This is a genomic window from Sorangium sp. So ce295 (genome assembly GCF_051527405.1).
In the GTDB taxonomy this organism is placed as follows: Bacteria; Myxococcota_A; Polyangia; order Polyangiales; family Polyangiaceae; genus Sorangium; species Sorangium cellulosum_B.
This window is the reverse complement of sequence record NZ_CP150324.1, coordinates 13,559,808-13,581,233: the sequence shown is the minus strand read 5'-3', so window position 1 is coordinate 13,581,233 and position 21,426 is coordinate 13,559,808. Positions and strand designations below refer to the sequence as shown.

Here is a 21,426-nt window from a genome sequence, read left to right as displayed (position 1 = left end):
CGCGGCGCTTCCAGCAGCGCCGCGCCCCGCCGGCGGCCGCGCCGCCCAGGGTCAAGGCGAGGGCGCTCGCCCCTGCTCCTCCGCGCTCGAGAGCGCGACCTCGCCGAGCACGCCGTGGTTCGCCGCGCCGAACAGGTTGTCCGGATCGACCGCCTGCTTCACCTGCTGCATGAAGGCGCGCGCGCCATCCGAGTAGATGTCCTTCACGAAATCCTGCCGGATCTTGCCGATCCCGTGGTGGTGAGACAGCGACCCTCCGGCGGCGAGGATCTCCTCTCGCGCGGCGTGCTCCATCTCGGCGTAATGGCGCACGGGGTCGTCGACGCCCTTCGCGTAGAAGCCGAGATAGAAATAGATGCAGACGCCCGTGGGGTAGACCTGGGTGATGCGGCCGGTGAAGAACGGCTTGCCAGGCAGGCGCCGCTGCTCGTGCTCGCGCAGGATGCGCTGGCGCACCCGGTCGTAGAGCTCGAGCGCCCGGCTCCACGGGACGCTCGTCTCGAAGCTCTCCGCGATCGCCCAGTGCTCGAACGTGAGATCGCGGATGTACGCGATGCCGAAGGTGAGCTGATAGCCGCGCTCGCCGTTCGCCGCGCCCGCCTTCATCCCGCCGTGCTGCGCCGCGATGCGGTAGAGCGTCTTCTCCTGGAAGTCGACCTCCTCCTTCGTCCCCTCGAACACGAGGGTGGCGACGGCGAGCTGGTACGGATCGAAGCCCTTGATCCGGGTCACCACGAGCTTCTCCGCCTGGCTCTTCACCCGGGCGAGCAGCCCGGACTTCTTCGGCTTGAGCGCCTGACCGAAATGGAACTGCGTGTTGTCCATGACGCGCACGCTCGCGGGCAGCGCGCCGGCGACCTGCAGGTCGTAGAGGAACGCGAGCCCGCGCGCGAGGTCGGGGAAGATGACGCTGCCGTAGCGCTGGAGCTCGGGCAGGGGGAACAGCTTGACGACAGCGCTGGTGACGATTCCATAGTTGCCCTCGCTGCCGAACATGCAGTTCTTCGGGTTGGCGCCGACGCTCTCGCGCGGGGCCACCTGCGGCCGCTCGACCACGCCGCGCGCGGTCACGACCTGCATGTCGAGGACGAGATCCTCGATGTTGCCATAACGGTTCTTCTTCATCCCGCTCGCGTTCGTCGCGATCCACCCCCCGAGGGTCGAGAACTCGAGGCTGTCGGGCTCGTGCCCCATGGTGAGGCCGTGCTTCTCGAGCTCCGCGACGATGTGCCGCCCGGTCGCGCCCGCCTCGATGCAGGCCATGCGGTTCACGGGATCGAGCCAGAGGATCCTGTTCATGCGCCGCATGTCGACAGCGATCACGGTCCGCTCCTCGTGGATCGACAGGCGCAGGGCGTCCGTGACGTTGGTGCCGCCGCCGAACGGGACGAGGCAGGCGCCGTGTTGCTTGGCGACCTCGGTGAGGCGCACGACGTCGTCGTGCGACGCGGGGAACACGACGAGATCCGGGACGCGCTCGAGGCGCTCGTAGCGGATCGCCCAGATCTCGGCGCCGGTGTGGCCGTGGCCGCGCCGGAGGCGCACGAGCGGGTCCTGCGAGATCTGATCGTCCGAAAGGAAGCCGCGGAGCGCGGCGACGAGCTCGCTCGCGACCTTGGCGTCGGGGATCTTGGGCGGGTAGTGCGGCTCGTTGCGGTTCTCGTAGGAGAGCGGCGCGGCGAGCGTGGCCGACATCCACGGGAGCAGCGACGGCAGCTCGACGTTGCTGATGCTGTACCGCGTGCCGGTCAGCACGACGCTGCCGCTCGGCTTGACGACGAACCGGGTGTCGGCGAAGCCCCAGCCGTCCTTGCGCTCCTCGTCGCGCGCCTCGTCGCGCGCCGCGGGGCCCGGCACGATGCGCGTGCTCGACGGCGTCGCGCCGCGCGAAGAGAGCAGCGTCGAGCCCGAGGGAGTCTCACGTCTTCGATTCGCCATGGAGATAAGGCCTTCCAAGCAACCCGCGCACGAGCGCGCGTCCAATCCGCAGTAGATCGCGCTGGAGCGGGCCGGAAGTCCATCGAGAGCGCGCGGCCGCCGATCGACGCCGCGGCTCCTCTGGGCCCGCTCAACGCGCGGCGATGGTGGCACGGACGTCGGCGGGCGTACCACCGGATACTTGGGCGCGGCCGCGGGCCCGTGGATAATGCGCGCCGAGACGCCGCTCGCGATGCGCCCTGCCCCTTTCTTCCTCGCGATGTGCGCAGCGACCGCGCAGATCGGCTGCGAGCGGCCCGCCAACGTGGGCGCCGGGCTCGCGCCTCCGCCCGTCGTCGCGCCGGCCGCGCCCCGCGACGTCGCGGAAGCGACCCGGGAGGCCCGCGCCGCGCCGGCTGCCGCCACCGCCGCGCCGGCCGCCACCGCCGCGCCGGCAGACGCCACCGCCACGCCGGCCGACGCGATCACGCTCCTCGCCGGCGGCGATGTCTGCCTCGGCAAGGCGCTCGGCCAGGAGCTGCTCCGCGATCCGGCGTACGATCCGTTCGCCTCCGTCGCGGCGCTGTTCGCGTCCGCCGACGTGCGCTTCGTCAACCTCGAGAACCAGCTCAGCGACCAGGGCGGAGAGACCCAGCACGCGCGCCAGCCGCTCGTGTTCACGGGCCCTCCGGCCGGCGCGGACGCGCTCGCGCGCGCCGGCATCGGCGTGGTGTCGCTCGCGAACAACCACATGTGGGACTACGGCAAGGGCGCGTTCCTCGAGACGCTCGGCCACCTGGAGCGCGCGGGCGTCGCCTACGTGGGCGCCGGCCGGACGCGGCTCGAAGCGTACGCGCCGGCCGTCATCGAGCACCGCGGCTTCCGCGTGGCGCTGCTGGCCGTGACCGGCATCTGGAACCAGGGCTCGCTCTGGCAGCACCCGGCGAGGGAGTTCGTCGCGGGCGCGGAGCGGGACGGGCTCGCCGCCGCGGTGCGCGCCGCGCGCAAGCAGCCCGGCGTCGACGCGGTCATCGTGAGCTACCACGGCGGCACCGAGTACCTGGACACCCCGCTCCCCCAGGCGCGCGCGCTCGCCGGCGCCGCGATCGACGCGGGCGCCGACGCCTTCCTCGGCCACCACCCGCACGTGCTCCAGGGCATCGAGCTCCGCCGCGGCCGGCCCATCTTCTACAGCCTGGGCAACTTCCTCATGAAGGTGAAGAGGACCGGCCCCGCGGTCGAGCTCGCGATGCTCGCGCGCCTGCGCCTGCGGCGGGGCGCGCCGCCCCTCGCCGAGATCTGCCCGGTGCGCAGCGAGGGCCTCGGGACCGTCCCGCTCGCGGCCGACCCGCGGCGGGCCGCGACCGAGGCGGCGTTCGCCGAGCGGATGCGCCGCGTCTCGGTGTTCGTCAAGGGCGAGCCGGCGATCGGCCCCTTCGCCGCCGACGGCTGCGCGCCGCTCGAGCCCGCCGCGCAGGCGGCCCCCGCCTCGCCGCCGAAGGTCGCCGGGCCGATCCGCTGAGCGACGCTTCGCGGCCTCGCGGCGGGCACGCGCGCGGATCGCTCGGCACCGTCGATCGGCGTTGGCTGTTGGGCGGAGGCCACCCGCGAAGCGGGTCGGAGCGAAGCGGAGAGCCTCGATGGCGTCGAGCACGGCGCCATCGAGGCATTCGACGGGCGTTCGCGCCGAAAACCCACGAAACGTTCAGGCGCGCCCCATTTTCTTGGGATCAGGGCGTCGCGTTCCAGACGCGACCAGCTGCAGTTCCATTGCTACCGGGGTTGAACACCTCGACGGCCAGGACCTGATAGGTGGGATCGTCGCTCGCATCCAGGTTGTTCATGTTCGGGACAATCCAGCCATTGTCGGCCCATGCCTTCACGTGATCGGCGAAGATGATCTTGTTATCCTGTCCGAGGGCCCGCGGCTGAGCAGGCTTGCTCCAGTATTGGTAGAAGGTGGAGCGACCATTGATAGAGGGCTGCTGGTTCCGCGTCGAGCGGTACGTGGAATACTGAACCCCATCGCTCGTGAAGGTCTTGCCAGCGGTGGCACCCTGGCTGGGGTCATAACTCCATCGCTGCAGGATGTAATACTCCACCAGGTGTGCCGCGTTCGACGTGGGCATGCTCTTGTCGTACCCCCAGCCGTACAAAGCGATATAGCTCGCGCCGCTGTCGCTATTGAGGCGGTAGCCGATCACCCGTTTCTCATCTCCGTAATGCCACCCTGGACCACCGACATAGTTATAGCCGCCGCCCTGCCAGGTCACGCTGAACTCGCCGTTCGGGTCCACAGTCAACGATGTCGAGCCGCCATCTTTCCAGTGGGTGAAGAAGAAATCACCGACGTGGCCCGTCGCGTGATTCGAATTGATCACAGTCTTCTCAGTGTATTGCTGAGTGTAGGCTGAGTACTTGGAGAAATCGGGGAGGGGCGTGACCGGTGTTGTATCCAACTCTCCATCGTTGGAGAAAATAGCGAACCCCGCGATGGTGGGGTTATCTACACCCTTCATCAGCTCGATCGTGACGCTGCCGTCATTTACCGCAATATCCGCGAAGGTCTCCGTGTGGCCCACGTCAGCGCCGACTTCGGCATAAATATCCAGATCACTGACAACCGTGTTGCCTTCGATCGCAACGTCAAAGCTGCGTGAACCAGCGCTGGTCTTATCAATTTCCGCAAAATGCAACTTCACGGTGTAGTTGCCATTGGCGGTAACCGGGATTTCATACTTGAATGAGCCATACCGCTCTGTTTGATAGAGCTGCCCACCAACGACAGCGTCTTGCGTGCTGTTGGCCGTACCACCGCTAGCGTATTTGTCCGCCTGGTACTCCACGCCGTCAACCATTGAGCTCGAGTTGCTACCGGAGTCGATGGCGACCACCAACGCGAGATCGCCACCAGACGAGCTGGAGCTGCTCGAAGACGAGCTGGAGCTGCTCGAAGACGAGCTGGCGCTGCTCGAAGACGAGCTGGAGCTGCTCGAAGATGAGCTGGAGCTGGAGCTGGAGCTGGAGGACGAAGAGCTGCTGGAAGACGATGAGCTGCTCGAGGGCCCTGTGGTATCGTCATCACCACCACAGGCTGCCAGCGCGACTGACGCGAACGCCAGTATGAACCAACGAGAGGACTGATTCTGCTTTGAATTTTTCATAGATGTTTCCAATGTTTCCCGAAGATGCACACGAAGCGACTCGCCTGTCAGGGACTCTCTGTCGCGCATTCGCAGAGCCCGAAACCTGATCCGGACACCCATGCTCTCTCTGGAAGATCATGTGGTCCTTCGACTGGATTTATACGCCATGGAGCGACCGCGACACAACGCCATTTTGCGCGGTTTCATTGCTCGTGTTTCTCACCTAACGTTGGCACAGAGGGGGCGGAAAATGCCAACAGGACTGAGACAGGCCGGACGAGAATCCTATGCGTGGATCGCGCAGAGAGGCGCGTTCCGGCTCCAGCCGACGGTCATGCGACTCAACAGGTCGAGGACGACGTACAGGCAGTAGAAGACCCCAGGCAGCGGCCCGCGCGGCCTGGTGATGTCCCACGTCCAGATCGGGTTGGGGGCCGTGGCGGTGAGCGGCACGCCCAGCGTGCTTCATCGGCGCACGCTGGGCGTGCCGCTCGCCGCGCTCGCCGGAGGCGGCGAGCAGCCGGACCATCGCGCGGATGGAGGCGAGATGGACGCCGCCCGACAGCGGCGTCGCGCAGACCTCCGGCGGGCTGGCCGACCTCAGGCCCGCCCGCGCCGCGCGCCGTCCACCTCGTCGACCGCCTCGAGCGCGCTCTCGATCTCACGGACGAGCTCGTCCGCCGCCTGCTGCTCCCTGTCGGCGCGCGCCTCCACGGCCGACGCGTCGAGGCGCAGCTCCACCCGCCGCAGCACCTCCGCGACCCGCTTGCCCTCCGTCGAGGTGGCGTCCACACGCCGCCGCTTCAGCGCGCCCAGCGCGGCCTCCACGGCCGGCACGAGCGGCGCGGCCACGACCGGGTCGGCGGCCCTCAGCTTGGCCCGGGTGCGCTTCGCGAGATCGAGCAGGCGGCCGAACGGCGATCGGGCGCGCCGGCGCTGCACGACCCACCCGATCGCCACGAGCACGGAGGCGCCGAGCAGCACGGCCGCGCCCTGCACATAAGGAACGGCCGCGGGCGCGACGGGCGGGAGCACGGCGTCCGGCACCTCGACCGTGATGCCCCCGTGAAGGCAGCTGCCCAGCTCCTGCGCCGTCTGGAGCCGCGAGCGCGCGAGCGGCAGGAGCCGGAGCGGGAGGCACGGGGCTTCCACGCCCGCGAGCGCGCACGCGGGGGCCGGATCCCCGGTCGCGATGGCGTGGACCTCGTGGGTCGCGGGGTCGCGGCTCGTCATGTGAAAGCCGCCCTGCTCGAGGTCGACGAGCCCGCCGCTGTCGACCGACGCGCCGCCCGGCGCGCCCGCGGGCCAGGTCGTCGTCGCCGCGTCGATGACCGAGGCGTCGGTCGAGCAGACCAGCTTGCCGCGGAGGACGATCTCGCCGCCCGGCGCGACGTCGACGTGCTGCGCCGCCACATCGCGCCGGAGTGTGAATGTCTGGGTCATGTCCGCCCCTCGGCTCCGCCGGTGCATCGCCCCTGCGTCATCGTGCCCCGAGCCCCGCCCTCAGTGAAGGTGCGTCCGCGAGGCCGTCTCGAGGAGCATCGCCAGGACGAGCGGATCCCCCAGGCCGCCCGCGGCCCCGGCGTGGCCGCGGAGGCGCGCGAGGCGGGCCGCGTCCTTCAGGAAGAGCGGCTCCCCGAGCGCCTCGGCCGCGGCATGCAGGATCCCCTCCCGCTCGGAGAGCAGCGCGGCGGCGCGGGCGCGATCGCCGAGCGCGATCTGGCGGGCGGCCTCGGCCAGCGTCTCGCCGGCGGCGAAGCCCTGGATCGTGCGGGCGACCGACGGGTCGGCGCTCGCCGCGCTGTCCGCGTCGCCGGTCGCGTACGCGACCCGGAGCGGCGCCTCGTCCACGACGTTCTTCTTGGCGACGCGGTCCTTGTACTTGAGCTCGATCGCCGCGATGGCCCGCGCGTCCGCGCCCGCCGGCAGGCCCAGCTTGAAGAGCATCGCGTGGCTGTCGTCGCGCGAGAACGCCGGGATGAAGAACCGCATCCCGCCCTCGGCGTCGTCCTGCCGGTCCCGCTCGATGCCGTCGCGCCGCGCGGACTGCGCGTCCGCCGCGACCTCGATCGTCCGCACGCGCGCCGCCTCCACGTCGTTCAGCCGGCGCGACCCGTAGACCTGGAGCAGCTTCACGTCCGGCTTCAGCCGCACCCGCAGCTCGACCGCGGTCGCGACCGGATCGAGCCGCCTGTCGAGCTCCGTCGCGAGGGCCGGGGCGATCTGATCCGGATCGCGCAGGTAGTAGTACCCGCCCGCGCCGTCGCTCGCGATGGAGCTCATCAGCGCGCCGTCGTAGTCGGCGCCGAGCCCGAACGTGCTCGTCTGGACGCCGCCCTGGAAGGCGTCGAGCGCGAGCCGCGAGAGCCGCTCCGAGCTCGTGATCCCGGAGTTCGCGCGGCCGTCGGAGAGCAGCAGCACGACCTTCACCGCGCCCTCCGGGATGCCCGGCCGGGCGGCCTGCGCGTAGCCGAGCGCCAGGCCCTGGCCGATGTTGGTGCCGCCGCCCTCGCGGATGCCGTCGATCGTCGCCTTGATCGCCGCCCGCCGCGGCCCGACGGGCCCATCGTCGATCCTGACGTCGGCGCCGCTCGAGAAGGTGACGAGGGAGAAGTCGTCGTTCGCGTCGAGCTTGTCGACGAGCGCCCGGGCCGCGTCGCGCGCCCTCGCCATGGGCTCGCCCTGCATGGAGCCGCTCACGTCGAGCACGAGGTGCACCGACAGGTGCGGCCGCGCCGCGGGCGCCTGCGCCGTCGAGCGGAGCGCGACGCGCACGTGCACCGGGCCGCCGCCGGGCGGGACCCGCGTGCGCTCGAGGTCCGTGCGCAGGGCGAGCGCCGAGCCCTTCGGGACGTCGATCGACGGGGCGTAGCGGGCGCCGACGTCGCTGACGAGCTCGCGCCCGTCGGGCGGGACGATGCCGCGCGCGACCGCGGACTCGAACGCGGCGAGGTGGCCGCCGCCGGGGCGGTACGTGGTGGCGAAGCGGCCGTTCGGGTCGAGGCCCGCGGCCTCGGGCGCCGCGGCGCGGGCCGCGCCCTCGCCCGGCGCCGCGGTGGCCGCCGGGGCGGGGGCCACCAGGCCGCCGGCGCCTGCGCGCCCCTTCCCGCCTGCCATGTCGAGCGTGGGGGCGGCGAGCTCACGCGCCCTCAGGGGCTCGGCGGCCGACGCCACGGCCTCGCGCTTCGCCTCGGCGGCGTTCCCCAGCGGCATCGACGCCGGGGACGCCTCCGGAGGCGCCGACGCTTCGGAGGCTCTCTGGGCATTGCACGCGACCCCCGCCCCCGAGAGCCCCAGCGCGAGCGCGCCGCCGAGGAGCGCTCGCTTCACCCACACGATTCCGAGTTCGTTCATGGTCTTCCCCTCCCGCGGACAGAGCGGGTGCTCGGTCTGACGGGTGAGCGCCGCATCTGTTCTGTCGCTCCGCGCCGGAGCGCCCGCGGGTGCGACAAGGCCAGGGGGCGCCCGGCCCCGCTCCTGCGCGGGGCCCGGCGACCGGCCGGGCCTGCCTCCTCGCCTCAGCGGATGTTGACCCTGAGCCGCGTCGGGCGGCCGTCGCGCTCGACGACGACGGAAAGGCTCTTGTCGGAGCGCATGCGCGAGTAGGCCAGCATGGCCTTCTGTGGGTCGGTCAGGTCGATGCCGTTGATCGACTTCACGATATCGCCGCTCTGCACCCCGAACGACTCGAGCACCGAGCCGGGCTTGACCATCATCTTCAGCCCGACCACCTTGTTGTCCCGCATCTCCGGTATCGCCGCCGAGGTCTGCGTCACGAGCTCGGGCTGCGCGAAGATCTTCTCGGCCGCCGAGCGGTCGATGTCGATCTCCGTGTCGCTCACCCGCTGCATCCGCGAGGCGATCTCGGGCGGGACATCGCTCCTGCTGCTCGGGCGGTACGTCGCGCGGGACGGAGCCGGCGCTGCCGCCTGCGGCTCGGGCTCCTTCTTGCCGCCCTCTCCGCCCTTCTTGCCGAGCTGCATCTGGCACCGCGCGCCCCCCGAGGTCGAGGTCATCCACACCCGATCCCAGGCGATGTCCTCGACCTTGCGGCCGGCGATCTCTCCGCCTCGCCGCCCGAGCGCCGTGTGTCCGCCGTCGCTCTCGACGGCGGCGAACGACCATTCGGGGTCCTCGGACATGGCGATCAGCACGACGCGGCCCGTATCGCAGGGTGGAGCGAGGTAGGGGTCGAGCTGCGAGAGGTCCGCCGGGCCGGCGGGCGCGGCGCTCGGCGGGGGTACGAGCGGCCCTGTCGTCGAGTCGAACGGATTGCGCTCCAGGATCGGCGCCGCGCTCGGCGGGGGATCGTCGGAGGGCGGCGCGTCGACCGGATCCATGACGAGGGGGGCGGAGGCCTCGCCGTCCCGCGTGATCTGGTGAGCGACGAGCTGAGATACCCCGGAGGCCTGAAAATACGCGGAGACCGCGACCATTCCTCCCAGGATGAATGCGAATCGGCGCTTGACGAACGCGTCCGGGTTCATGAGTAACGCTCCTCCTGGCCGGAGCGCGCCGGGGCTCGCTGCGCGAGTGTCCCTTGCCGCCGCGGCGTTCGCGGCAGTGCACGCCCTCGCCACCGGCAAGACCGCGCCTCAGGGCGAGCACCGAGCGTGCCTGCGCGAGAGCGAGCGCGACGCGCGTCCCCATGGAGCAGGGACTGCCGCTCTGACTGGACCGCTCAGCGCCGGTCGCGGCTCGTCCGATACGGACGCGGAGCGCGCCCCGCGCGCATCACGCGCGTCGCCCGGTGGAACAACCGGAAGATCCGTCGATCAGAGGAGAGCTGCCGGGCAACGGGGACGGCGCGACGAGCGAGCCCGCGCGCTCGCCCTGGGGAACGGGGCCGTGAAGCGCGCGCTCGGGGCCCGAGGAGCGCCCTTCGCGCGGCTCAGCGGAGCGTGTACTCCAGACCCCAGATGTCCACGGAGCTCCGCGCTGGGTAGTACACGGTGAGCTCGTCCGAGGTCTCGAGCCGGGCGGCGTCGATCAGAGGATCGGAGAAGAACCGGCCCGAGTCGGCGGCGTCGAGGAGCGTCCAGGTCGCGTAACCGTCGCTCGGGGAGGCGCCGGCGATGCGGAGATCGGGGAGGATCGCATAGACGTTCTCGGTGGAGGAGATCGCGAGCTTGCCCCGGAAGTTCTGGACCACCCTCAGGCCGATGCCGTGGCGCGCCCAGGCCCCGTCGGTGTCGCGGAGATAATGGAAGAACTCGCTGCGTGTCCGGGCGCTTGTGAAGTTCGAATTGTCGGCCTCGGCGTCGGGGAGGTGCGAGAGCAGCACATGGACGCGGCCGCTCGCGTCGACCGTCATGTGTTCCTGGTTGATGAGCCCTCGGTTCTGGCCGATGGGCCACACGGACAGGCCCTCGGTGCGCAGCGAGACGAAGGAGGCGCCGGTCGTCGCGACCGTGGCGCCAGCGTTGTTCTTCCAGGTGCGACCGTGATCGTCGCTGTAGACGTACAGGAGATCGTGGTTGGTCGTCGCGTCGGGCGTGTCCCGCCAGCACCACGCCGCGTGCAGGCGCGCGCCGCCGCGCGCGTACGACAGGCCGTGCAGGTAGGCGTTCATGCTGGCGTCGGTGCCCTCGATGTACTCGCCGAGCGCTGTCCAGGCGTGCGTCGTGGCGTCGTACTCCCACAGGTGCTCGTCGCCGCTGCCGCTCTCGCCGATCCGGGCGCTCAGGAGCATCCTGTCCCCGCCGGGCTCGGTGACGAACCGCGGGTACGTCACGAGGGACACGCGGGTCGATCCGACGAGCGCGCTCGAGACGGCGCCGAAGCTCGAGGCGGCCCAGGCCGCGCCTTCCGGGTCCGTCAGGAGACCCGTGACCGAGCGGCGGTAGTGCAGGTTGCTGCCGTGGTGATCGAACGCGAGGTGCAGCGTGCCGTCGCCTGGCGCGATCCCGAGAGAGATCGTGTTGTGGGCGTCGTCGGCGCTCAGCCGATAATCCTTGAAGTCGAACTTCTCCCAGGCGCCTGCCGCTCCGCCGGCGCTCGCCGGCAGCCGGCGTCGCGCGAGGACGACGTTGCGATTGGTGTTCCAGAAGGCGGTGTACTGGAAGCCGCCGAACGACACGATCGCGTCCTGCTGGAACGACTCGCCGTTCAGGTAGCCGCCGTAGGACACCACGGTGAGCCCCGACTCCGCGAGCTTTCCCTCGCCCAGCTTGACGATCCCGGGCGCGACGGGCTCCGCCCCGCCGCCGCCGGTGGTCGTGCTGCTGACGGTCGTGCTGCCGATCGTCGCGCCGCCGGTCGTCGCGCCGCCCCCCGCGCCGGTGGCCTCGGAGGTCGTCGCCACCGCGCCGCCGCCGCCCGGGTTCGCGCCGCCTGAGCCTGAGGACGTCGACGATTCGGGCGTCGAGGGGCGCTCGCCGTCGCTGCAGCCCGCCAGCCAGGCGACCGGCGCAAGGACGGGCAGGAGGGAGAAGATAAGTCGGAGGGTCATGCGTTTGCCCGAGGATACTGCCGTACGACGGCGGTACCAAGCGAGGCAAGCGGTGGTCGTTGAAGGATTCGCGGCAAACAGGGCTCCAGCAATCGCATTGCGCTGTCATCGCCCACCGACCAGAGCGGTCCGAAGTGGACGCTCCACAGGAAGACCTGGTAGCGCAACGTGCTGTTCGAGCCGGTGAGGGGGAAGTGAGCGGTCGTTCGGCGTAGATCATGGCAGAAGCTGGCGGTCGTCCTCCGGAACACCCCGATCCGACGAGAGCGATCCGATCGACCGGTTCCCCGGGAAGCCCATCAGGACGTCGGCGCGAGCGCCGTTTACATAAAAATCACATGATTTCGATTACTTGGCCGCAACGCTCTGCGGCGCATCGCCCCGCGCTGGTCCTCGCTGAGCGGCCCCTCCGCGGCGCGGCGATGCGCTTCCTCCGGCGATCCACGGCAGCCGCAGCGCTGCTCGCGAGCGCGCTCGCGCCGTGCGTCGCCGCCGCCGCGCCCGACACGCCGCGGCCCCATGCAAAGCCGCCCGAGCCGTCCGGCGATGCGCCGCCGGCAGCGCCGCCCCCCGATGCGCCGCCGGCAGCGCTCGTCCCGCCCACGCCGCTCACGCCGCTCGGCGCCGACTACCCTGCTGGGGCGCATGGTGACGCGACGGTCCGCCTCGTCCTCACGGTCAACGCGGACGGGACCGTCCGCTCCGCGGTCGCCGAGGATGGCGTGGAGCCGTTCGCATCGGCCGCCGTGGCCGCCGCAACGGCGTTCCGCTTCGCGCCGGCCACCAGGAGCGGCGCGCCGGTCGCCGCCAGGATCCGCGTCGAGGTCCGCTTCACCGAAGCCGCATCACCCGCGCCGCCCGGCGCCTCCGCAGCCGCGCCGCCCGGCGCCTCCGCGCCCGCGCCGGAGCGCCCGGCCACGGCAGCCGGGCCGGCGCCGAGCGCGCCGCGCGCGATCGAGGTCACCGTGCGCGGCGAGCAACCGGCGCCCGGCGTCTCCAGCCTGAGCCGCGGCGAGGTCAGGATCGTCCCTGGCGCGTTCGGCGACCCCTTCCGCGCCCTCGAGGTGCTCCCCGGAGTGACCCCCATCGTCTCGGGGCTGCCGTTCTTCTACGTTCGCGGCTCACCGCCGGGCAACGTCGGCTATTTCCTCGATGGAATCCGCGTCCCCTACCTCTATCACCTCGGGCTCGGGCCCTCCGTGGTCCATCCCGGCATCGTCGATCGCGTCGACCTCTACCCTGGCGGCTACCCCGCGCGTCACGGTCGGTACGCCGGCGGCATCGTCGCGGGCGAGACGACGCCGCCGCTCCCGTACTGGCACGGTGAGGGCATGCTGCGGCTCGTCGACGTGGGCGGGCTCGTCGAGGGCCCCTTCGCCGGAAACCGAGGGGTCGCGCTCGTGGGCGGCCGCTACTCGTACACGGCGTTGCTCCTCTCGCTCGCCGCCCCCGAGGTCGCGCTCGATTACTGGGATTACCAGGCCCGGCTGTCCTACGAGGTCGTCCCGGAAGGCCGGGTGAGCCTCTTCGCGTTCGGCGCCCACGACTTCCTCGCGAACGACGAAGACGGCGAGGAGACGACCCTCTTCGACACGACATTTCACCGGCTCGATCTCCGGTACGACCATGCCTATGGCCAGGGCAGCGCGCTGCGCGGCGCGCTGACGCTCGGCCACGACGAGACGGGGATCGGGGACGGCCAGAAAGCGCTGACGCGGAGCCTCGGCGCGCGCCTCTCGCTCGCTCACCGGCTGCGCGACGAGACCACGATCCGCGCCGGCATCGACGCCGTGCTCGACGACAACGAGCTCGATCTCGGGACCGGCACCGGCGGCCCTCCGGGCGATGAGGACGACGTCCCCGTCGACGATCTCCTCTTGAGCCGCGTCGACGTCACGGTGGGCGGCTATATCGAGTCCGACATCGCGATCACCCCGCGCCTGCGCATCACCCCCGGGCTCCGGCTCGATCTCTACCACTCGGACGACACGGTCGCGCTCGCCGTCGATCCGCGGCTCTCGGCGCGGCTCTCGCTCGGGCGCGGGGTGACGTTCGTGCAGGCGCACGGCATCGCCTCCCAGCTGCCGAGCTTCGTCGTCCCGATCCCCGGCTTCCGCCCGGCCCTCAAGGACGGCCTCCAGCGGAGCTTCCAGTCGAGCGCCGGCGTCGAGCTCGCGCTGCCGGAGGACATCACGGCCACGGTCTCGGTGTTCCACAACGCGTTCTTCAACATGACCGACGCGCTCGGCTCGCTGGGCCTCGAGTCGGTCGAGGACGCCTTCACGCTCCGCGCGCTCGGCGCCGCGACCGGCGTGGAGCTGTCGGCCCACCGGCGGCTCACGCGGCGCGTCGGCGGGTTCGCGTCGTACACGCTGTCGCGCTCCACGCGGAGCATCGGGCGAAGCCGGCAAGTGAGCTCGTTCGACCGGACCCACGTGGCGAACGTCGCGCTGACCTACGACCTCGGTCGCGGGTACAGGGCTGGCGGGCGCTTCGTGTTCTACTCCGGGCTCCCGCAGAGGGTCGGCGGCGCGACGCTCCCGCCGATCGACGGCGTCCCCGGAGGCTCCGGATCCCTCGCCGGCGGAGCGCCGCGGTGGGAGCGGCTGCCGCCGTTCTTCCGCCTCGATGTCCGCCTGGAGAAGCGCTGGTCGATCGGGAAGTCGGGCTGGCTGGCGGTCGTCCTCGACGTGCTCAACACGACGTTATCGAAGGAGACCCTGCCGGGGATGTGCGATGCGTTCTCGCCGTGCGAGCCGACGACGTTCGGGCCTGTCACCGTCCCGAACTTCGGCCTGGAGGGCGGGTTCTGACGCCCCGGAGGCGCGGCGCCCCAGGCTGGCGGCGGCCCGCGCCCGCTCCGGGGTGAGAAGAGGATGTTTCAGGGTCGACCGACCACGGCAGGCGCAGTCACCGCAGCTCTCCTCGGCGAGGTCAACATGCGGGGATGCCTCAGGTCACCACTTCAGGGCTTCGATCATCTTCTCGCCATAACGCGTGCCCATGAGGACGACGGACGCATGATCGAAGTGGTACTGATCCATGACCTTGGTCCCCTGCTGACTGACCCAGTGTCCATCAGGCAGCATGTCGGCCGCCTGGTGCACGAGGTTGTTGTGCCCGCTGCAGCACCCGCCCGCGGGGAGCTCCCCGAGGATGAAGGGAACGTCGTAGTCGACACCCCAGGCCTCTTTCACCTCGTTATAGAGCTGAACGACCTTGCCGGGCCATGAGGCCTGGCCGTTGTCGGACTCACCCTGGTGGAAGATGATGCCCGCGAAGCGCGCATTCGGGGCCGTCTTCGCCTTGGCGATCTTGTTCAAGATCATCTGGTGATGCGTGCCACCAGAGATGAACGTGTTGATCGACTCACCGCTCTCAGCGGTACCGACCAGCCCGATCGTATCCCCCTCGGGCAGCTTTCCGAGCAGGGTCTTGCCGAACCAGATGCCGGGGTCGACCGACGTCGACAGGTTCCACCCCTTCTCACCAGGGCAATCGCTGAGCGGCGGATTCGCCACGTTCCACTGTCCGGCCGGCTGGTTGCATCCGCCGAGGACCTTGAGCCGCTGGTCGGAGTTCTGGTCGCTGGCCTGCTTGTCCGCGACGCCAGCCATGTTCGACTGACCCATGAGCATGAAGACGTGGAACGTCGGGCTCGAGCTCGGCGCGCCGCCGGCGCCTTCCCCGCCGCTGCCCGATCCGGTCGCGCCCGCCCCGGCGCCTCCGGTCCCCGCGCTCGAGCTGCTCGTCGCGGCGCCTCCGGTCCCCGCGCTCGAGCTGCTCGTCGCGGCGCCTCCTCCGGTTCCCGCGCTCGTGCTGCCCGCCGCGGCGCCTCCGGTTCCCGGATCGGCCCCCCCGGTGTTGTCGACATCACCGGTCCCGCCGGGCGAAGAGGACTCGCCACATCCGGACGCGGCGAGGATGGCGAGGAATGGGAGGAGTAGGAATCTGGCAGTGCCTCGGAGTGTGCGGTTCATCTGGGTCATGGTCGTTACCTCGTCGCGCCGAGGCGCGATCAGAACGGAAGGGCGGAATCGGTGGGCCGCCGGTGCGATGTCGGCAGGACGAACCTCGCCCGCGAAGAGCTCAGCGCCGAGGCCCAACCTATCGCGCCCAATCTATCGCAACTCGGGAGCCTGGCATCCAGGATTCGGCTTGGAACGACGCGAGGAGAAGGCCATCATCGATGGATTCTTCCATCATCGGCGGAGTTCGTCTTTACGTGCGCCTCGAGCGCCGACCGGTCCTCTCGAAGCAAAGCGGCTTCACGGTCCGGGACCGCGGAAATTTGAAACGGGCGCGCCGCGTCCCGGGTTGGGTGCCGCGGCGCGCCGCCGCGCGGACACCGCCGGCCGAGCCGCTTCAGCCACCCGCCTGATTGGCGAGCAGGACCAAGGCGAGGCCGATGGCCGACGGGACGGTCTGCACGAACAGGATGGATCGCTTTGCCGTCGCGGCGCCGTAGACACCGGCGACGGCCACGCAGAGGAGGAAGAAGGCCTGGATTTGCCATGCAAAGGCCCTGTTCGGATGGATGACGCCCCAGAGCAGGCCCGCGGCGAGGAATCCGTTGTAGAGCCCCTGGTTGGCCGCCAGCGGCGCGGTGATCGCGGCGACCTCGGGGGTCGTACCGAACGCTTTGTACGCTCGTTCCGAGCGCCACAAGAACATCTCCAGGATGAGGATGTAGATGTGAAGGACTCCGATCAACGTGACGACGATCCGAGAAGCGAGCAGCATACGGCGCACCTTAACACGCGTGCCGCGGCGCCACCGGAGGTCCCCGAAGCGCGCTCCGAGCGCGGCGCCCCTCCCCCGCCTCACGCGTCGTAGAGCAGCACCTCGACCTCGGCGCCCTCGCCGATCACCGCCTCCTCGGCCTGCACGATGACCACGCCGTCCGCGCGCGTCGTCGACGACAGGATGGACGCGCCGCTCGTCGCGATCGGAAACACCCGATCTCCCTCGACACGCACCCTCACGTAATCGACCCGCCCCGGCTGGGAGACGATCTCGCTCGCCACCACGCACCGCCGCCGCCGGTGGGGCCACGCGCGCGGCAGGCCGCCGAGGGCGCGGATCGACGGGCCGGCGAAGAACTCGTAGGCGCAGAGGCACGACACCGGGTTGCCCGGCAGCAGGAACACCGCCCGCCCCCCGGGCAAGAAGCCGAACCCGGCGGGCTTCGCGGGGCGCATCGCGACGCCGTGGACCACCACCTCACCCAGCTCCGCGAGCACGAGCGGCGCATGGTCCTCCGAGCCGACCGACGACCCGCCGGAGACCAGCACCACGTCCCCGCCCGCCGCCTCGAGGGCGCCCCGCACCGCCTCGCGCCGGTCGGGGACGTACGCGACGGCGATGTCCTCCGCGCCGTCACGACGCGCGAGCGCCGAGAGCACCAGGCTGTTCGTGTCGACGATGCACGCCCCGCTCGGCGCGCTCCCCGGCGGCAGGAGCTCGTCGCCCGTGATCAGGATCCGCACCGACGGCCTGCGCGCCACGCGCACCTCGGCGACCCCGGTCGAGGCGAGCACGCCGACGTCCTGCGGGCGCAGCCGGCGCCCCGCCGGCACGACCTCCGCGCCCTCCAGCACGTCCTCGCCGATCGCCGCGACGTGCTTGCCGGACGGCACCGGCTCGCGCGCCCGCACGACCGCCGCCCCGTCGCGGCCCGCGCCCTCCTCGGCGCGCTCCGCCACCAGCACCGCGTCCGCGCCCTCCGGCACCGGCGCGCCGGTCGTGATCCGCACCGCCTCGCCCCGGCGGATCGCGCCCGCGTGCGGGCGCCCGGGGAACGACGCGCCCACGAGCGCGAGCTCCACCGGCGCGGACGCAGCCGCGCCGGCGGTCGCCTCGCCGAGCAGCGCATACCCGTCCATGGCCGCGCGGACGAAGTGGGGGACGCTGATCCGCGCGCGCACGGGCTCCGCCGCCACCCGCCCGACCGCCTCGGCGATCGGGACCAGCTCGTCGCCGAGCCGCTGGATCCGCCGCTCCAGGACCTCGAGCGCGCGCTCGACCGCCGTGTGCTCGCGAAAACCCCGCATCCGGACGTCGCGCATCGGCTCTCCGTGGAACGACGGCCGCTCAGACCGCCGCGGAGGCCTCGAGCGCGCCCCGGTACACCTCGTCCACATCGAGCAGGGCGTCGATCGACGCGAGCCGCGCGCGCTCGCCGGGCACGGCCTCGTAGAGCGTCCACGTGCCGTCCTCGTTGCGCCGGAAGACCTCGATCCTCCGGTGCGCCTGGGAGACCAGGACGTACTCCCGCAGCGAGGGGATCCGGCGGTAATGCGCGAACTTCTCTCCCCGATCGTACGCCTCCGAGGAGTCCGACAGCACCTCGACAAGCACCAGCGGGTTGACCACCGCGTCCTTGTCCTCGGGATCGCGCGCGATCGGGCCGCAGACGACGCTCACGTCCGGGTAGGTGGCGAGGCCCGTGGCGCGCACGCGCACGCGGAGGTCGGACGAGAACACCTCGCAGGGGCGCCGGCCGAGCTGCGCGCCGAGCGCCACGGTCACCCGCGCCGCGAGCCGCGCGTGCTCCGGCGTGCCGCCGGCCATGTCGAAGACCTCGCCGCCGAGGAACTCGTGCTTCGTCGGGCTCGCCCGCTCCTGCTCGAGGTACTCGGCGTAGGTGAAGGAGAGCCGGCGGGCGGGCGCGTTCACGTCATGACCTCGCCAGGGAGTATGCCACGGGAACCGCCCCTCCGGTGCGCCCCCCTCCCGGAGCGCCGCCGCGCGGCCTACCGCCCGCCGCGCGAGCCGCTCCTCCGGGGCCGGCTCGCGCGCCGGAGGGGCGCGATCAGCGCAAACATCCCGAGCGCCATCACCGACAGCTTCGGCCCCCGCTTCTTCCGGGCGCTCGACTGCCGCTCGCCCGCGATCGAGCAGTCCTCCGACTCGGCGGAGTCGTCGGTGTCCCCGCTGCAGCCGTCGTCCTCCGCATAGTACTCGTCCTCGGACTCGCTCGTGTCCCCGCTGCAGCCGTCGTCCTCCGCATAGTACTCGTCCTCGGACTCGCTCGTGTCCCCGCTGCAGCCGTCGTCCTCCGCGTAGTACTCGTCCTCGGGCGCCGGCTCGCTCGTGTCCCCGCTGCAGCCGTCGTCCTCCGCGTAGTACTCGTCGTCGTCGACGTCCTGCGTGTCGAGGTCGTCCACGACCACCGTATCGGCGGTGCCGGAGCAGCCGCAGCCCACGTCGGGGGCCGGCTCGTCGTAGTAGTCGTCATCGTCCGGCGGCGGTTTCCCGGCGCCGGACGAGCCGCTGGCCGGGCCAAATCCGCCGCTGCCCGGCCCGCCGCCCAGGCCGTCGGGCCCGCCCACGCCCGACGAGCCGCCCGCGCCGCCCTCGCCGGAGCACTCGTCCACGAGGACGCGCCCGGCCCTCACGACCGGCGAGATCGCGGAGCCCTCCCCGAAGGTCAGCGGCCAGTCCGCGCCGGGCTGCCCGGCCGCGAGCCGGAGCGAGACGCGGGTCAGCCACACGGACGACGGCGCGAGCCCGGAGAGCCCCACCGCGAGATCGTCGGCGGCCGGACCGCAGCGCAGGAGGTCGGGATCGACCTCGTCCCTCCGGGGCGACTCCGCGCAGTCCAGCGCGCCGTCGACCACGCCGTGCGCGGCGCGCGGGCAGCTCGCGGCGACCTTGAGGCTCGACTCCAGCGCGGCCGCGGCGACCGCGGCGCACGTGCCCGGCGCATCGCCGATGTCGCCGTACGCGCTCGCGCGCGCGAAATAGGCCTCGATCACGCTGTCCACGCTGTCGCTGCCGAGGGAGATGCGGCGGCTCAGCGCCTCGTGGCCCGCGCCCTCGACGAGCGCCCCGTGGAGCCCCGCCTGGCCGAGGGCCCCGGCGCGGAGCTCCGTGTAATCGCTGCGCTGCGCGCTCGCGTCCCAGCTCAGCGAGGCCGGCGGGAGCGTCACCGGCGCCGCGCCCGAGAGCGCGCCCCGGCCGTCGCCGAGCAGCCACGCCGTCACCTGCACGTCGCCTGCGCCCGCCGCGGCCAGCGACAGCGGCAGGATCGGCTCGCCGCCGCCCATGGCGATGCGCAGCGTCCTCGTGACCGCCGCGCCACCGGGAGCGTCGAAGCGGGCCGCCGCGAACCGCATCCCTTGCAGACCCCCGAGCTGCGCGGCCGTCTCGGAGGACAGCGCGAGCCCGGCCGACGCCGCCCAGCGCGCGACCGCGTCGGCGTCCTCGAGCACCGTCACCTCGACCGGCTCGAGCGTGGCCTCGTGGGCGAGCCGCCCGATCGTCTCGAAGGGGTTCGGCGCGCCCGCCTCCCCCGGGCAGTACGGGTCGACGCCCTGGGGCGGGAGCACCCGGGGCGCCGTCGCCGCCTCGAGCGCCTCGAACCACGCGTCCGAGCTCGTGTCGAGCGCGGCGAGCGGCGGCACCGGAACGACGAGGGCCACGGGCCCGCTCGCGCCCTGGAACCGCAGGCTCGTCCAGAGCGTCGTGCGCTCCGGCCCAGCCGCGACGGCGACGCGCTGCTCGACCGACGCCTGTCCGGCGCCGGGCAGCCAGGCCCCCGTGGCGAGGGCGTCGCCGGAGAGCGAGAGAAGGACCGAGGAAGAAAGAGCGACCGCAAGCGACCGTCGGGGCATGCGAGGCCGATTGGCAAGCAGCATGCCCTGCAGAGTACGCCTTGTTCGAGCCCAACTTCCACGCGGCCGCGTCCGGCTGAGAACGGCGGTTCACGACGCCCCGGCGCCACACGGGCGCGACGGCCGACCGGCGAGGATCACCCCTCGTGGACGATCACGATGTCGTCGGGGTGGAGGTGGCAGAACACCCGGTCTCCGACGTGAAGCGCCGCCTGGCCGGAGCTCTCGTTGGCGACAACCGCCGTGAGCGCGAGGCCGGCGTCGGTCCGGAGGCGCAGCTGGTCGGTGGCGCCCTTGAACAGCTCGTCCTCGACGCGCGCCTCGAAGCGGTTCTCCGGCGCGCCCTGCGGCTCCCTGCGGAGCGCGATCTTCTCCGGCCGGATGGAGACAAGGGTGCTCCCGGCCCCGCCCGCCAGGTGCTCGGCGTTGACGAGGAGCTCGAGCCCCCCGTCGAGCTGGACCCGCGCCCGCTCGCCGCTCCGCGAGAGGACGGTCGCGCGGAGGATGTTGGCCTGGCCGATGAAGCTCGCGACGAACGTCGTCTTGGGGCGGTGGTAGATCTGCGACGCGTCGCCGAGCTGCTCGATCCGGCCCTTGTTGATCACGGCGATGCGGTCGCTCATGGTGAGCGCCTCTTCCTGGTCGTGGGTCACGAACACGAAGGTGATCCCGAGCTTCTTTTGAAGCGCCTTGAGCTCCACCTGCATGGCGTGCCGGAGCTTCGCGTCCAGCGCCGAGAGGGGCTCGTCGAGCAGCAGGACCTTCGGGCGGCACACGATGGCCCGCGCGAGCGCGACCCGCTGCCGCTGCCCGCCGGACAGCTGCGACGGCTTGCGCTCCTCCATGCCCCCGAGCGACACCATCGCGACCGCGGCCCGGACCCGCTCGTCGATCTCCGCCCGGGGCACCTTCTTCATCCGCAGCCCGAAGCCGATGTTCTCCTGCACGGTCATGTGAGGGAACAGCGCGTAGCTCTGGAACACCTGGTTCACGTCCCGGCGGTACGGCGGCTCGTGCGTGACGTCCTTCCCCTCCAGCAAGACGGCGCCGCTCGACGGCGTCTCGAAGCCCGAGATCATCCGGAGCAGCGTCGTCTTGCCGCACCCCGAGGGGCCGAGGAGGGTGATGAACTCGCCCGCCCTGATCTGGAGGTCGACCTCGCTCACGGCGTGGAAGGCGCCGAATCGCTTGGTGACCGCGCGGAGCTCGACCATCACATCCATCGATTCACCTCGGAGGGCCGGCAAAGCGCGCGGGGGTGGCGGGAGAGGCGGAAGAGGCGAAGACGAGCGGC

The 21,426-nt window shown here is 71.6% G+C and carries 16 protein-coding genes; 3 read left to right on the top strand and 13 right to left on the bottom strand.

Features of this window, described 5'->3' with window-relative positions:
- Positions 1-51 precede the first annotated feature (51 nt).
- Entirely contained in the window at positions 52-1,938 is a 1,887-nt protein-coding gene (locus WMF11_RS51360; protein ID WP_437975974.1) for an FAD-binding oxidoreductase, read from the bottom strand.
- Between the two features lie 232 nt (positions 1,939-2,170).
- Between WMF11_RS51360 and WMF11_RS51355 the strand changes: the two genes are divergently transcribed.
- The gene (locus WMF11_RS51355; RefSeq protein WP_437975973.1) at positions 2,171-3,439 is read left to right on the top strand and encodes a CapA family protein; all 1,269 of its coding nucleotides are present in this window, start codon (positions 2,171-2,173) and stop codon (positions 3,437-3,439) included.
- 208 nt (positions 3,440-3,647) lie between these two features.
- On the opposite strand, the gene WMF11_RS51350 is transcribed toward WMF11_RS51355, so the two are convergent.
- A complete protein-coding gene (locus WMF11_RS51350; RefSeq protein ID WP_437906330.1) occupies positions 3,648-4,775 on the bottom strand; it encodes a glycoside hydrolase family 11 protein in 1,128 nt (375 codons plus the stop codon).
- Positions 4,776-4,800: 25 nt separating this feature from the next.
- On the opposite strand from WMF11_RS51350, the gene WMF11_RS51345 reads away from it, so the two are divergent.
- Entirely contained in the window at positions 4,801-5,061 is a 261-nt protein-coding gene (locus WMF11_RS51345) for a hypothetical protein (protein ID WP_437975972.1), read from the top strand.
- Positions 5,062-5,348: 287 nt separating this feature from the next.
- Here WMF11_RS51345 and WMF11_RS51340 read toward each other — a convergent pair whose 3' ends face one another.
- From WMF11_RS51340 to WMF11_RS51320, 5 genes are all read right to left on the bottom strand, one after another.
- Positions 5,349-5,516: a hypothetical protein gene (locus WMF11_RS51340; protein ID WP_437975971.1), complete on the bottom strand. Its 168-nt coding sequence runs from the start codon at positions 5,514-5,516 to the stop codon at positions 5,349-5,351.
- A gap of 147 nt (positions 5,517-5,663) precedes the next feature.
- Entirely contained in the window at positions 5,664-6,506 is an 843-nt protein-coding gene (locus WMF11_RS51335; protein WP_437975970.1) for a hypothetical protein, read from the bottom strand.
- A gap of 60 nt (positions 6,507-6,566) precedes the next feature.
- Positions 6,567-8,417 (bottom strand): vWA domain-containing protein, encoded by a 1,851-nt coding sequence (locus WMF11_RS51330; RefSeq protein WP_437975969.1) that lies wholly within the window; start codon positions 8,415-8,417, stop codon positions 6,567-6,569.
- Between the two features lie 164 nt (positions 8,418-8,581).
- Positions 8,582-9,550, bottom strand: a complete 969-nt coding sequence (gene gspC / locus WMF11_RS51325; RefSeq protein WP_437975968.1) for a type II secretion system protein GspC — start codon at positions 9,548-9,550, stop codon at positions 8,582-8,584.
- A gap of 404 nt (positions 9,551-9,954) precedes the next feature.
- Entirely contained in the window at positions 9,955-11,514 is a 1,560-nt protein-coding gene (locus WMF11_RS51320) for a BNR repeat-containing protein (protein WP_437975967.1), read from the bottom strand.
- A gap of 338 nt (positions 11,515-11,852) precedes the next feature.
- Between WMF11_RS51320 and WMF11_RS51315 the strand changes: the two genes are divergently transcribed.
- On the top strand, positions 11,853-14,327 hold the full coding sequence (locus tag WMF11_RS51315) for a TonB-dependent receptor plug domain-containing protein (RefSeq protein WP_437975966.1): 2,475 nt from the start codon (positions 11,853-11,855) through the stop codon (positions 14,325-14,327).
- Between the two features lie 144 nt (positions 14,328-14,471).
- On the opposite strand, the gene WMF11_RS51310 is transcribed toward WMF11_RS51315, so the two are convergent.
- The 6 genes from WMF11_RS51310 to WMF11_RS51285 all read right to left on the bottom strand — a co-directional run bounded on the left by WMF11_RS51310 (position 14,472) and on the right by WMF11_RS51285 (position 21,355).
- Positions 14,472-15,494, bottom strand: a complete 1,023-nt coding sequence (locus tag WMF11_RS51310; protein WP_437906323.1) for a sialate O-acetylesterase — start codon at positions 15,492-15,494, stop codon at positions 14,472-14,474.
- Positions 15,495-15,879: 385 nt separating this feature from the next.
- A complete protein-coding gene (locus tag WMF11_RS51305; protein WP_437975965.1) occupies positions 15,880-16,257 on the bottom strand; it encodes a DUF1304 domain-containing protein in 378 nt (125 codons plus the stop codon).
- An 80-nt stretch (positions 16,258-16,337) separates the two neighbouring features.
- Positions 16,338-17,582 carry a molybdopterin molybdotransferase MoeA gene (locus tag WMF11_RS51300; protein ID WP_437906321.1) on the bottom strand — a complete coding sequence of 415 codons (1,245 nt, stop codon included), beginning with the start codon at positions 17,580-17,582 and terminating at the stop codon, positions 16,338-16,340.
- Positions 17,583-17,607: 25 nt separating this feature from the next.
- The gene (locus WMF11_RS51295; RefSeq protein WP_437975964.1) at positions 17,608-18,192 is read right to left on the bottom strand and encodes a Uma2 family endonuclease; all 585 of its coding nucleotides are present in this window, start codon (positions 18,190-18,192) and stop codon (positions 17,608-17,610) included.
- Between the two features lie 77 nt (positions 18,193-18,269).
- The gene (locus tag WMF11_RS51290; RefSeq protein WP_437975963.1) at positions 18,270-20,132 is read right to left on the bottom strand and encodes a DUF2330 domain-containing protein; all 1,863 of its coding nucleotides are present in this window, start codon (positions 20,130-20,132) and stop codon (positions 18,270-18,272) included.
- A 137-nt stretch (positions 20,133-20,269) separates the two neighbouring features.
- The gene (locus tag WMF11_RS51285) at positions 20,270-21,355 is read right to left on the bottom strand and encodes an ABC transporter ATP-binding protein (protein WP_437548329.1); all 1,086 of its coding nucleotides are present in this window, start codon (positions 21,353-21,355) and stop codon (positions 20,270-20,272) included.
- Between the last annotated feature and the right edge of the window lie 71 nt (positions 21,356-21,426).